12 protein-coding genes and 1 pseudogene are annotated in these 12446 nt (G+C 57.9%); 3 read left to right on the top strand and 10 right to left on the bottom strand.

Annotated features, from left to right (window positions below; genetic code table 11):
* Positions 1 to 386, top strand: a pseudogene (locus tag GIW04_RS10590) (hypothetical protein); the annotation flags it as partial.
* A 49-nt stretch (positions 387 to 435) separates the two neighbouring features.
* On the opposite strand, the gene GIW04_RS10585 reads toward GIW04_RS10590, so the two are convergent.
* The 3 genes from GIW04_RS10585 to ptaA form a co-directional block, all read right to left on the bottom strand.
* Positions 436 to 1635 carry an MFS transporter gene (locus GIW04_RS10585; protein ID WP_183043787.1) on the bottom strand — a complete coding sequence of 400 codons (1200 nt, stop codon included), beginning with the start codon at positions 1633 to 1635 and terminating at the stop codon, positions 436 to 438.
* A 175-nt stretch (positions 1636 to 1810) separates the two neighbouring features.
* Positions 1811 to 2482, bottom strand: coding sequence for a helix-turn-helix transcriptional regulator (locus GIW04_RS10580; protein ID WP_186354260.1), 672 nt, complete (start codon positions 2480 to 2482; stop codon positions 1811 to 1813).
* A gap of 121 nt (positions 2483 to 2603) precedes the next feature.
* Positions 2604 to 3686, bottom strand: a complete 1083-nt coding sequence (gene ptaA / locus GIW04_RS10575) for a pyoverdine biosynthesis transaminase PtaA (protein WP_120248544.1) — start codon at positions 3684 to 3686, stop codon at positions 2604 to 2606.
* Between the two features lie 212 nt (positions 3687 to 3898).
* On the opposite strand from ptaA, the gene GIW04_RS10570 reads away from it, so the two are divergent.
* Entirely contained in the window at positions 3899 to 4504 is a 606-nt protein-coding gene (locus GIW04_RS10570; protein ID WP_003194047.1) for a helix-turn-helix transcriptional regulator, read from the top strand.
* Entirely contained in the window at positions 4491 to 5354 is an 864-nt protein-coding gene (locus GIW04_RS10565; protein WP_003194048.1) for a queuosine precursor transporter, read from the top strand. Before GIW04_RS10570 ends, GIW04_RS10565 begins: the two co-directional genes overlap by 14 nt.
* A 107-nt stretch (positions 5355 to 5461) precedes the next feature.
* On the opposite strand, the gene queC is transcribed toward GIW04_RS10565, so the two are convergent.
* From queC to GIW04_RS10530, 7 genes are all read right to left on the bottom strand, one after another.
* A complete protein-coding gene (queC, locus tag GIW04_RS10560; RefSeq protein ID WP_003194049.1) occupies positions 5462 to 6160 on the bottom strand; it encodes a 7-cyano-7-deazaguanine synthase QueC in 699 nt (232 codons plus the stop codon).
* A gap of 134 nt (positions 6161 to 6294) precedes the next feature.
* Entirely contained in the window at positions 6295 to 7182 is an 888-nt protein-coding gene (gene cyoE, locus GIW04_RS10555; protein ID WP_003194050.1) for a heme o synthase, read from the bottom strand.
* A gap of 11 nt (positions 7183 to 7193) precedes the next feature.
* Positions 7194 to 7529, bottom strand: a complete 336-nt coding sequence (cyoD, locus tag GIW04_RS10550; protein WP_003194051.1) for a cytochrome o ubiquinol oxidase subunit IV — start codon at positions 7527 to 7529, stop codon at positions 7194 to 7196.
* Positions 7529 to 8155, bottom strand: coding sequence for a cytochrome o ubiquinol oxidase subunit III (locus tag GIW04_RS10545; RefSeq protein WP_003194052.1), 627 nt, complete (start codon positions 8153 to 8155; stop codon positions 7529 to 7531). The genes cyoD and GIW04_RS10545 overlap by 1 nt, the downstream gene beginning before the upstream one ends.
* Before the next feature lie 3 nt (positions 8156 to 8158).
* Positions 8159 to 10177 (bottom strand): cytochrome o ubiquinol oxidase subunit I, encoded by a 2019-nt coding sequence (cyoB, locus tag GIW04_RS10540; RefSeq protein ID WP_003194053.1) that lies wholly within the window; start codon positions 10175 to 10177, stop codon positions 8159 to 8161.
* 3 nt (positions 10178 to 10180) lie between these two features.
* Positions 10181 to 11122, bottom strand: coding sequence for a ubiquinol oxidase subunit II (gene cyoA, locus GIW04_RS10535; protein WP_003194054.1), 942 nt, complete (start codon positions 11120 to 11122; stop codon positions 10181 to 10183).
* A 794-nt stretch (positions 11123 to 11916) separates the two neighbouring features.
* A complete protein-coding gene (locus GIW04_RS10530) occupies positions 11917 to 12423 on the bottom strand; it encodes a disulfide bond formation protein B (RefSeq protein ID WP_003194055.1) in 507 nt (168 codons plus the stop codon).
* Positions 12424 to 12446 lie beyond the last annotated feature (23 nt).

The raw sequence follows: 12446 nt of genomic DNA, 5'->3' as shown, positions 1-12446 counted from the left end.
GTTTCAAGGACGACCCAGAGTTTCAGGAACTGGTCTACGGCCTGGCCCTCAAGGTGCTTAACCAGTCGCACCAGGCCATCAGCAACCCGAGCGCCGGCAAGGGCAAAGCTGCACGCGCCAAGAAAGACAACGAAGTGTTTGTGATCAGCAAAGATGGCATCAGCGTCACCCTGCCGCTGCGCACCCCGCGCTCCAAGCTCAATGTGGACCGCGAGGCGCTGGAATTCCTGGGCTTCACCTTTGTGGGCGAAGGCAGCGAGGCGGAGCTTGCGAGCGAAACCTTCATCGACAACAGCGGTGCCGAGCAGCCGGTCACGCGCAAGAGCATCGTGACCGCGCTGCAACAGCAAAGCGCCTTTGACGGCTACGCCATCGCCGCCCAGTAAGTAGCTGACGCAACCCGGCGCGCGTGCAAGGCGCAGCGCCGGTTGCCGTCTACGCCGATTTGTTCCACAACATCGCCGAGCTTTTCATCATCCCCACGGCGATGGCCAACAGCACCAACACGCAGCCTGTCAGCAGCCACGGTGACGGCAAGGTGGGCCGGGCCAGTATCATGAACGCCAACGATGGCGCGATCATCACGCCGATGTTGACGCCTGCCGAGTAGTAGCCAAGGTTGCGGCCCACGCTGTCGTGGCTGGAAATGCTGCTGACATAGTGGGTGATCGCGGGGAACACAATCATCTCGCCCAGGCTCCACAACACCGTAGCAAGCATCAACAGCGCGCCGACCTGACCAAAGCCCATCAAGAAGAAACCGCTGCCTGCCAGCAAGAAGCCGATGATCAGCGAGCGGCTGCTCGACAAGTGCGCCATGCGCAGGTTGATCGGCACTTCAAACACAATCACCAGCAAAGCATTGATAAAGAAAATGATGCCCACGTAATAGGCCGGCAATTGGGTGTAGTTGATGATGTACGCCGACAGAAAAGTCGGCGGCAGTGCGTATGCCACGTGCACCGGCAGCGCCGCCAACAGGATCACCAGCAGTCGCGAACGCTCATGAGCCGCCACCTCGGGCAAGCCCTCGCCCTTGCCAGCGAAGGGCGCGTCTTGGGTGGCTGGCCGGGGCCGTCCGAACCGCAGGCATGCGGCGAAGGCCAGCAAGGACAACACGGCATTGATGTAGAACACCGCGTCGGCATTGCGCAGAAAGATCAAGCTACCCAGCAACGGCCCGATGGCCATGCCTATGTTGATCGCCAGCCGGTTGCAGGAAAACGCCACCTTGCGCGACTCAAGGCTGCTGTGAGCCACCGTCTCGGAGAACGCGGCCGGTGTGAAGGCTTCGTAACAAGCGCCCCAGAGAAACGACAACAGGAACAGCGCGAGCAGGTTTTCCACCGAGGGAATGACCAGCAGCAACACCGCGTTGAACACCAACGAACCGAGGATGACCCGGTTGGCCGAAAACCGCTTGATCACGGCGCCGATGACCAGGTCGGTACACAGGGCGCCCGCGCCGTACACGCCGACCAACAGGCCAGCCGTGCCCGCCGATATCGCGTGTTGATGAATCAGGTACGCCGCGTAGAAAGGAAACGCCAGAGTGCCCATGCGGAACACCAGCGTGATCATGAACAGTGCTTGCAACCGCGCATTAAGGCCGCGCAAGGCGTGAAAAGTGCCCATCAGCGCAACACGCTGGCACAGGCGTGGAGCAAAGCTACAGAGCGGCTCATCCGGATGTCCTTTCTCAATGGCGGCGCCGGTGTGTCCGGCGCCAAACTCCATAGCTGGGCAACCTAATGCAGCACTGTGCGGCGAACAAGCTACCCATTTGGACAGGTAGGCGGTGATTGCGGCCTCAGGCCGGGTGACGGATATAGCCCAATTGCAGGGCCTTGCCGATGGCTGACTTGCCGTTGGTGACCTGCAATTTGCCGAAGATATTCTTCATATGAAACTTGACCGTATGGGAGGTCATCGAGGTCAGGAGCGCCACTTCGTTGTAGGTCTTGCCCAGGCTCACCCAGGACAATACTTCGGTTTCCCGTGGGGTCAGCACCGTCTGTTGCGCGACCGGCGCGGCGTGCTCTTCCAGGGCCTCGTCGTACATCGAGACCAACAGCATCTGCAGTTCACTTTGATGGGCCAGCACGGTCTCGCGAAATTGCTGGTCCTCGCCGAAGCTGCACAGATTGAGCACCGAGTAGAAACCGCGATTGCCATGCACGATAAAACTGGCGCCCTCGCCAACGGGTTTGTAGGGGCCCGGCACCGGCACCGCCTCATCGGCCACGGCCAGCAGGTGTTCATCACTCCAGAAAAACGGTTTGATCCGGGTGCGGGTCAATGAAACCAGCTCGCCACGCCGGTAGAAATCGTCGGCCGTGTCGGAAGGCTCCATGGCTTCTGGGTAATTGGACACAATCTGCGCTTGGTCCATTGACGGCCCACACTGGTAGACCTCAAAGTGCCCCAGGCCACGGCGGCTCAGCTCGGCATCGAGCAAGCGGCGCATATCCTCGGGCAGCATGGGCGATTTCTTATCGGGTTGGCCATTAGGTCGCACGGGTATCTTCCTTGAGCATTCGACCCGGTCGAGCATGAAGCATGCCTGGCTTGCCTGTCCAGGCAGCGGATGACAAACACAGGGGCTAGACTTGCGCCGCGAACGCGTCGCGAAAGCGCTGCATCTCCTGCGGGTTGCCCACGGTCACCCGTACCCACTGCGGCCAGTCCTTCCATACCCGCCCCACCAGCACATTCTGTGCTGCCAGCCGCTCGATCACCCGCTCTGCCGGGCGCTTCACGTCGATCATGAAGCAATTGCTGTGGGAAGCGGTGCAGGTAAAGCCCCGGCCCTTGAGCCAGGCGATCGTCTCATCGCGCAACCTGGCATTTCGCGCTTTGCGTTGGCCCACCAGCTGCGAATCTTCCAGGCTGGCACGGGCGGCCAGCAAGCTGGCGCCGGCCGGGACGTTGTCGCCACCGAACACCGCCAACCGCTCCAGCAGCGCCGGGTGGCCGATTGCCAGGCCCAGGCGCGCACCGGCCATGCCATAGATTTTGGAGAACGTGCGCAGCACCAGCAGGTCGTCATGGTCGTTGACCCAGCTCACGCAACTGGGGGCGTCACAGAAGTCGATATAAGCCTCGTCCACTACCAGCACGCTGCCCTTGGGTTTGTGCGCCAGGGCTTGGCGGATGGCCTCGGGCGAGGTGAGCGTACCGGTCGGGTTGTTGGGGTTGCACAGGTACAGCATGCCGGCCTGCGGGTCCGCCGCGAGCATGGCAGGCACATCGTGGGCATGCTGGGCGTCGAGGTTCACTTCTTGCACCGGCGCCTTGATCGACTCGGCCGCCTGGCGCGGTACTTCGTAGGACGGCGTGGCCATCACCAGGCCGCGGGTCTGGCTGGTGAACGCCAGCACCGCGTAGCGCAGGGCGGCCATCGAGCCGGCAAACACTCCGACGTTGTCTTCGGCTATGCCCTGTTGTTGGGCGAACAGCGCGGCCAATGCATACATGTCCGGGTAAGGGTAACGCCCGGAGGCTGCAATCGCACGCTGCATCGCCTGGCGAGCCGCGTCTGAAGGGCCGTAGGGGCTTTCGTTGTAATTGAGCAGCACCTTGTCAGATTTCGTCGGCGCCGGGCTGGCGAGGGCCCAATTGAGCTGCCCCATCACAGGTAGGGCCGCGCCCAGGGCGAGAAGGGATCGACGACTTACACGCACCATGATGGCTACTCCTTGTAGAGGCGCGAGGGATTCGCGCGGGCCGTTCAGAAGAGTATGACGAGAAAGCCGTTGCCTGATTTACCACCAAGGCGTATCCCTGCACTCAGTACTTTATTGTTATAGCGGGCGCATGCAACACTTTCACTGCCGCCAAACCCGCAACATTGGGTTCTGCCGGCATGGACTGATGACTAAATGGAAGTGGTGAGCACTTGATACACAGACGGGAAAAAACCGAGCACTTGAAGAGCAACATCAAGTACTTGATCAAGAGTCGTGGCGAAACCCAGCTTTCGTTAAGCAGTGCTGCCGGCCTGACCAGGACCACCATCTACAACATCCTGGAAGGCAAGGTCGTTAACGTACAGCAGTCGACGATTCGCAAGATCTCGGACTTCTTTGGCGTCTCCTACGAAGAAATCGAGACCATCAGTTTTGAGGCCAAGGAAGTCATCGAGAGCAATGTTTCCCCGCTGGGTAACAAGAACCCGGCAGCAGTACCTGTGCTCAAGGAAAGCCTGCTCATGCAGAACCTGGGCAAGCGCATCGGTGAACTGGCCACGCTGCACCCGCTGACGTACTACTTCGGCAGCGCCTGCAATTTGATCGGCGTGCGCCTTGAGCACGGAATTCCGGGCCTCAATGAACCGGGGGACTTGCTGATCGTGCAGAAAGGCTCGTCGAGCGACGATAAAGAAAAGCTGGTGTACGACCGCGCCACCAAGAAGCTGTTCATCACCCTCGAACCCTGTGGGAACTCAGAGCGTTTGTGTGTCATCGGCGACATCCTTGAGGAGCGCTTCAATGACAACGTCTGAGGGCGCCGTTGAAAACAGCAAATACAAGTTGCTGGGCTTTGAAAACGACAAGCGCCTGGCGGTGATCATGGTGATCGCCACGGGCAAGGTCCTCAAGATCAAGCTGAGTGAAGTGCTCAGCAGTGAAATGATGGACAACTTCAACAAGATGGAAATCAAGAACCTGTACAAGAAGTTCTATTCCCAAGGCGGAGCACTGACCGCTTACGAGATAAACGACCGCAATGAAAACTCCTGGATGATCTACATCATCCTGAACTTGCTGCTGTTCACCTTCTATATCTTCACCAGCATTGCCGCGACCAAGCCGATTTACCTGGAGTCGTTGGGCATCATCGTCACGCCGGGCACGTTCCTGTACCCGCTGACCTTTTTGATCGTGGACTTGCTCAACGAGAATTTCGGCTTGCGCCTGGCCAGGCGGGCCATTCTGTTTGCATTTGCCAGCAACGCGATGATTATCATCCTGCTGTATGGCTCGACGTTCCTGCCGGGGCTGCCGGGCTGGAAGCTGGATGGGCCTTATACCGACGTGATCCTGCAAGTGTCGTCGGTGCTGGTGGCCTCTTCGGTGTCGTTCTTGGTGTCGGAGAATATAAACTCCTACCTGCTGTGCAAGATCAAGGAGCTGACTAACTCCAGGTACCTGTACTTGCGGATATTCCTCAGTACGTTCTTCGCGGTGATTATCGACAGCTTCCTGTTCTGCTTCATTGCCTTCTACGGCGCCATGCAGACCAGCGATATCCTCAGCATGATTTACGTGCAAATCGCGATCAAAGTCGGCTTTGCGTTCTTCAACATCCTGCCTGCCTATGGCGCACGCTCATTGTTCAAACGCTATCAATAATCCTGTAGGAGCGAGCTTGCTCGCGAAGAACGTCAACGATCACGCAGCGCATCTGGTGGAACGCGGCGCTCTCAGGTTTTTCGCGAGCAAGCTCGCTCCTACAAGGGTTATTTGAGTTGCAACTTGTGCTTGAGGCTCTGCATCACATTTGTCTGGTTCTGCAGGTAGTCATTCAAGCCCCGAGCGCGCAGGTTGCACGCATCACACTCACCGCAGCCGGTACCGATGATGCCGTTGTAGCAGGTCAGCGTCTGCTCGCGCACCAGCTCCAGTTGGCCGTGGTAATCGGCCAGGGCCCAGGTCTCGGCCTTGTTCAGCCACATCAACGGCGTGTCCAGGCGCACGTCGTATTCCATGCCCAGCTTGAGGGCCTGGTTCAGCGCTTTGACAAACTCATCCCGGCAATCGGGGTAGCCAGAGAAGTCGGTTTCGCACACGCCGGTGATGACGGTCTCGGCCTTGACTTGGTAGGCGTAGATCGCAGCCAGGGTCAGGAACAGGATGTTGCGCCCCGGCACAAAGGTGCTCGGCAGGCTTTCACCCGAGCTGTTCACGGTCGGCACCGGAATGTTGTCACGGGTAAGGCTGCTGATTGCCAGCTCATTGAGCAGGGACACATCCATCACTTTGTGCACAGTGGCACCCAACTGCTTGGCCAATTTCTGGGCCACTTCGATTTCTGCCACATGGCGCTGGCCGTAATCAAAGGTAATGCAGTGCACTTCGTCATACAGCGGCAGGGCCTGGATCAGGCAGGTGGTCGAATCCTGCCCGCCACTGAAGACCATTACGGCTTTTTTACTCATTGCATTGCTTCCTGCATTTGTAGAATTGGGAGGTAGGAGCGCGCTCGCTCGCGAAAAACGTCAACGATAACGCAGCGCTCAATAAAAAACCCCGCGCGACTTTCGAAGGCGGGGCTTTTTTACTGCAAGACCACTCAGTGAGCGTAGGTCAGCAACAGCTCTTTCGGCACTTGGAAATCCAGGGACATCATCACGCTGAGCGCGGTGATGGTGAAGATCGAGAACACGAACAGCTTGCGCGCCCAGACGGTGTCATCCACCGCCTTGTAGCCGGTCCAGGCCATGTACAACCAGTACATGCCCATGGCGGCGGCGACGGCGAGGTAGCTCATGCCGGCGTAGCCACTGAAGGTCAACATCAAGGTCGCCACGAGGAAGGCCAGGATGTAGAGCAGGATGTGTTTCTTGGCCACCTGAATGCCACGCTTGACCGGCAATACCGGAATCGACGCAGCCAGGTAGTCATTGAAGCGGAAAATCGCAATGGCGTAGGAATGCGGCATCTGCCACAGGCTGAACATCACCAGCAGCGTCAGCGCGGCCATGTCGAAGCTATTGGTCACAGCCACATAACCAATCACCGGCGGCATCGCCCCCGACAGACTGCCCACCAGCGTGCCGTGAACCGACTTGCGCTTGAGGTACAGGCTGTAGAGGCCGACGTAGATGACAAAACCGATCACGGCAAACAGCGCCGCCAACGGGTTGGCCACCTTGTACAACAGGGCCACACCGGCAACACCCAGGACGGTCGCATAGATCAGTGCCAGCTTCAGGGAGATGAGGCCCTGGACCAGCACGCGATTCTTGGTGCGCTCCATCTTGATGTCGATGTCACGGTCGATGCAGTTGTTGAATACGCAACCGGAAGCAACCACCAGGGACGTACCGATCATTGCCGCCAGGAAGATGGCCAGATCGACATGTCCCTTGGAGGCCAGGAAGAAACCGCCCGCCACAGAAAGCACGTTACCGAAAATGATCCCCGGTTTGGTGATTTGGATAAAGTGCTTAAGCGACATCGGGTCTTACCTCACTTCGCCATCATGTAGGTGTGGATGCTGAACATGATCCACAGCGACAGACCAACCAGCAGAACGATCACCAGGCCTGCGAACACAAACGCGATCACGTTCTCGCGCTGCTCTTTGGAGCGGTCCAGGTGCAGGAAGTACACCAGGTGAACCAGAACCTGAATCACCGCGAACGCCAGGACGATCATCAAGGTGATCGACTTCGGCAAGGTTGGGTACATCACCAGGCCGAATGGGATCAGGGTCAGGATGACCGACAGGATGAAGCCGATGGCATAAGACTTTACGCTGCCGTGGCTCGAATCGTGGCTGTCATGGGAGTGTGCATTAGCCATTACAGAGTCCCCATCAAGTAAACGACGGTGAATACGCAGATCCAGACCACGTCCAGGAAGTGCCAGAACAGGCTCAGGCAGCTCAGGCGAGTCTTGTTGGTGTTGGTCAGGCCGTGCTTATTGACCTGATACATCATCACCGCCATCCACAGCAGGCCAGCGGATACGTGCAGACCGTGGGTGCCGACCAGCGTGAAGAACGCCGACAGGAAACCGGAACGGTGCGGGCCGTAGCCTTCGGAGATCAGCAGGTGGAACTCGTTGATCTCCATGCCGATGAAGCCCAGGCCGAACAGGAAGGTCAGGCCCAGCCAGCTCAGTACGCCCTTCTTGTTGCCCTTGTAGAAGGCCAACATGGCGAAGCCGTAGGTGATCGAACTGAACAACAGCAAGGCGGTTTCGCCGAGCACGTAAGGCAGTTCGAAGATGTCGTGGCCCGACGGGCCACCCGCTACGTTGTTTACCAGTACCGCGTACACCGCGAAGATCGACGCAAACAAGATGCAGTCGGTCATCAGGTAGAGCCAGAAACCGTAGACGGTTATCGGCCCCGAGTCGTGGTGGTGGTCATCGTGCCCATGGTCATCGACATGGGCGTGTCCAGCATTGGTCACTAAGTTCGACATGGTTTAAGCCTGTTCCAACGAGGTTTCTACACGGTTGGCCGGGATCTTCTTCTCGGCTACCAGGCGAGCGTGCTGCTCGGCTTCGATGCGTTCGATCGTTTCGACCGGCACCATGTAGCCTTGATCATCACGGGCAGCGTGAATGATGAAGTAACCGATAGTGCCCACCAGGCTCGCGATTGCCAGCCACCAGATGTGCCAGATCATCGCGAAACCGAACACGGTCAACAGCGCACCCATCACCACGCCAGTGGCGGTGTTGTTTGGCATGTGGATCGGTTCGTAGTGCTTGGGCTTCTGGTACGCAGTACCGTCTTCCTTGGCTTCGGTGAACGCATCAATGGTGTTCGCAGTAGGGATCACGGCGAAGTTGTAGAACGGTGGTGGCGACGAAGTCGACCATTCCAGGGTGTGGCCGTTCCATGGGTCGCCAGATTCGCACATGTTCTGCTTGCGATCACGCACGCTGACGTACAGCTGGATCAGCTGGCAGGCGATACCCACAGCGATCATCACCGCACCGAACATGGCAACGTACAGGTACGGTACCCACTCAGGGTTGGTGGTGGCGTTCAGACGACGGGTCATGCCCATGAAGCCCAGTGCATAGAGCGGCATGAACGCGACGAAGAAGCCCGAGATCCAGAACCAGAACGCAGCCTTGCCCCAGCCTTCGTGCAGCTTGAAGCCGAACGCTTTCGGGAAGTAGAAGCTGAAACCAGCGATGTAGCCGAATACCGCGCCACCGATGATCACGTTGTGGAAGTGGGCGATCACGAACAGGCTGTTGTGCAGCACGAAGTCAGCACCCGGGATGGCCAGCAGTACGCCGGTCATGCCGCCGATGGCGAAGGTCACCATGAAGCCCAGGGTCCACAGGACCTGGCTGGTCATGCGCAGACGACCGTGGTAGATGGTGAACAGCCAGTTGAATAGCTTCACCCCCGTCGGGATGGAAATCAGCATCGTCGCCAGGCCGAAGAAGGCGTTGACGCTGGCCCCCGAACCCATGGTGAAGAAGTGGTGCAGCCACACCATGAAGCCCAGTACGGAGATCGCGCCCGATGCGTAGACCATCGAGTGGTGACCGAACAGGCGCTTGCCGGTAAAGGTCGAGATCACTTCAGAGAAGATACCGAACGCTGGCAGGATCAGGATGTACACCTCAGGGTGACCCCATGCCCAGAACAGGTTCACGTACATCATTGGATTGCCACCAAGTTCATTGGTGAAAATGTGGAAATCCAGGTAACGGTCAAGCGACAGCAGCGCCATGGTAGCGGCCAGGATCGGGAACGAAGCCACGATCAGTACGTTTGCCCAGGTGCAGGTCCAAGTGAAGATCGGCATGTCCATCAGTTTCATGCCAGGGGCGCGCATTTTCAGGACGGTGGCCAGGAAGTTGACCCCCGTCAATGTCGTCCCGAGCCCTGATAACTGTAGCGCCCAGATGTAGTAGTCCACACCCACGCCCGGACTGTATTGCAGCCCCGACAATGGCGGATACGCAACCCAACCGGTCTTGGCGAATTCGCCGACGCCCAGGGAAACGTTGATCAGCACCACGCCGGACACCAGCAGCCAGAAGCTCAGGGAGTTCAGGAACGGGTAGGCAACGTCACGCGCACCAATCTGCAGCGGCAAGGCAAGGTTCATCAAGCCGGTGAAGAAAGGCATCGCCATGAAGATGATCATGATCACACCGTGGGCGGTGAAGATCTGGTCATAGTGTTCAGGTGGCAGGTAGCCAGGCGAACCCTCGGTGGCCATGGCCAACTGGGTACGCATCATGATGGCGTCGGCAAAACCACGCAGCAGCATGACCATGGCAACGATGACGTACATGACGCCGATTTTCTTGTGGTCGACCGAGGTCAACCACTCGGTCCACAGGTAGGACCACTTCTTGAAATAGGTGATACCCGCAACCAGCGCCAAACCACCCAGCGCGATCATGGCGATAGTCACCATTACGATCGGCTCGTGGAATGGGACCGCGTCCCAACTTAATTTACCAAACATCGTTTACTCCTCTGCCCCAGCAGTTGAATGCGCGCCCGTATCAGAACCTTCAACCACGGCCACTTCTTTCTTCTCGTGCTTGACCGGCTTGCCTGGCTTCATACCTTCGTACTTGTCGACGATTTTCTGAAACAGGTCCGGCTCATACGCGGAGTACAAGGCGACAGGGTTGTTCTGGCTCGGTTTGGTCAGAGCGTCGTATTCAGCTTGATCAAGCTGTTTAGGTGCGGCCTTGACTGCAGCTACCCAGGCGTCGAAATCTTCCTGGCTTGTCGAGATCGCTTTGAATTTCATGCCGGTGAAGCCAGCGCCGCTGTAGTTGGCGGAGATGCCTTCCATTTCAGCTTTCTGGTTGGCGATCAGGTGCAGGCGGGTCTGCATGCCTGCCATCGCGTAGATCTGGCCACCCAGTGCAGGGATGAAGAACGAGTTCATCACGGCGTCGGAGGTGATCCGGAAGTTAAGCGGGGTGTGCTCCGGGAAGCGGATCTCGTTGACAGTGGCGATACCCAGGTCCGGGTAGATGAACAGCCACTTCCAATCCAGCGCGACCACTTGGATGTTCACAGGCTTGACGTCGGATTCCAGCGGACGGTACGGGTCCAGCGCGTGGGTCGACTTATAGGTGATGTAACCCAGGGCGATGATGATGAGGATCGGAACCAGCCACACCGCGATCTCGATCTTGGTGGAGTGCGACCACTTCGGCGCGTAGGTCGCGCTGGTGTTGGACGCGCGGTATTTCCAGGCGAAGGCGAAGGTCATCACGATCACAGGCACCACAACCAGCAGCATCAGCAGGGTAGCGGTGATGATCAGGTTTCGTTCATCCAGACCGACCTGTCCTTTTGGGTCGAGCAAGGTCCACTTGCAGCCTCCCAGCATTAACATCATGCCAAGCAGCGGCAAAAAGCCTAGTAATCGGGGGTACCTGTTTTTACTCATCTCACGACCTCTAAAGCAGCTTGCGCAATGCAGTTGGGTTTTGATCGCCAACACTTCACCCTGCCAAGGGTTGGCATTTCTCTTCGATTGAATAAGAGCCTGCCCGACACGTCATGACTGTACGTTTCACGGACCTGCAGTGAGTTCTTATTCGATTTCGTGGCTAAAGGCCTTGTTACAGACCAATTCCATTTGGTGCGGATAGTTGAAAGGCTGCCGGAACCTGGGGTCGCATTGAGCCTTCCATCTGCTCCTCGACCGCTCCAATGCTCAAATATTGAACAGCACCGGACATTCAGTGCGGGCGATTGTAGTTAGCTAGCGATGTATAAACCATGTCTTATAAAGAAATAATTTTTATCGATTCCAGCAACAATCCTTCACCAAAGTTGCAAAGATTCGCGATCTTATCGTGTTCGATTCTCAACAAAAACCACAAAAATTGCCGTGTTATTGGGCACAGTGCCACTTCCCTTACGGCTTGTAAGGGCATGCGGATGCCGTCCAAGTCCCCATAAAACAAGGCATTCATAGAGGCAGCAGGGGTTGGGGCCGCACACAAATCGGGCCTCCGCACGAACCACGAACTGACAGCACAATTTGTGCGCCGGGTGCAAATTTAAGGGCTGATTCGGCGGGTCAGAAACGTCCTGCGACAGCGTCCGTGTGACAACATGTCGCACGCTGCGCGCACCTTCCGTTGCCCCTCGTCACGGTGCTTTCACAAATCCCTACAAACAAAAACGCTCCGGCCTTCATTCAGAAGGAACGGAGCGTTTGGCAGGCTCGGCGACTCAGGCTTTGGGGTGACGGTTGCGATAGATGCATAGGGGCACCAGGATCGCCGTCAGCACGAACGCCACCAGTGCCCATTGGGCCAGAGACAGGCCGAGAATCGGTGGGTAGGGGGTGCTGCAGAAGCCGTCGACCTGGAAGCCCAGGGGAAACACCTTGGCCAGGGGCAGGTCGTCGACGATCGGTTGCAACACATCGATACCGCAGCTGACCTGGGGGAAGAACTGGGTGTACACGTGATGGCCGGCCGCAGCCACTCCACCCAAGGCGCTGAGCACCACCAACCCTTCAAAGAACGTCAGCGCGCCCTTGGTGCGCATGGCGGCGCCGATGAACGCGAAGAGCGCAATCAGCAGCAAGGCGTAGCGCTGCAGAATGCACAGCGGGCACGGTGCTTCGCCCAGCACCACTTGCATGTACAGCGCCCCGCCAATCAGCGCCAGGCAGATGATGCCCAGCAACACCAGAAAGCGCCGCTCCCTGCCTAAACGCATGTCGTCAATCATCCCCGTTTTTCCCTTTCTCTGAT

This window comes from Pseudomonas sp. PA-4-8C (genome assembly GCF_021606625.1).
GTDB lineage: Bacteria > Pseudomonadota > Gammaproteobacteria > Pseudomonadales > Pseudomonadaceae > Aquipseudomonas > Aquipseudomonas lactis.
The sequence above is the reverse complement of the archived record's forward strand: the minus strand, read 5'-3'. Positions and strand labels throughout refer to the sequence as shown.

What these genes read in the sequence shown, in the direction of transcription:
- GIW04_RS10530 (WP_003194055.1), bottom strand. Translation starts at nt 12,423, where the DNA reads ATGATTGACGACATGCGTTTAGGCAGGGAGCGGCGCTTTCTGGTGTTG.
- cyoA (WP_003194054.1), bottom strand. Translation starts at nt 11,122, where the DNA reads ATGAGTAAAAACAGGTACCCCCGATTACTAGGCTTTTTGCCGCTGCTT.
- queC (WP_003194049.1), bottom strand. Translation starts at nt 6,160, where the DNA reads ATGAGTAAAAAAGCCGTAATGGTCTTCAGTGGCGGGCAGGATTCGACC.
- ptaA (WP_120248544.1), bottom strand. Translation starts at nt 3,686, where the DNA reads ATGGTGCGTGTAAGTCGTCGATCCCTTCTCGCCCTGGGCGCGGCCCTA.
- GIW04_RS10580 (WP_186354260.1), bottom strand. Translation starts at nt 2,482, where the DNA reads ATGCTGCCCGAGGATATGCGCCGCTTGCTCGATGCCGAGCTGAGCCGC.
- GIW04_RS10565 (WP_003194048.1), top strand. Translation starts at nt 4,491, where the DNA reads ATGACAACGTCTGAGGGCGCCGTTGAAAACAGCAAATACAAGTTGCTG.
- cyoD (WP_003194051.1), bottom strand. Translation starts at nt 7,529, where the DNA reads ATGGCTAATGCACACTCCCATGACAGCCACGATTCGAGCCACGGCAGC.
- cyoB (WP_003194053.1), bottom strand. Translation starts at nt 10,177, where the DNA reads ATGTTTGGTAAATTAAGTTGGGACGCGGTCCCATTCCACGAGCCGATC.
- cyoE (WP_003194050.1), bottom strand. Translation starts at nt 7,182, where the DNA reads ATGTCGCTTAAGCACTTTATCCAAATCACCAAACCGGGGATCATTTTC.
- GIW04_RS10545 (WP_003194052.1), bottom strand. Translation starts at nt 8,155, where the DNA reads ATGTCGAACTTAGTGACCAATGCTGGACACGCCCATGTCGATGACCAT.
- GIW04_RS10585 (WP_183043787.1), bottom strand. Translation starts at nt 1,635, where the DNA reads ATGGGCACTTTTCACGCCTTGCGCGGCCTTAATGCGCGGTTGCAAGCA.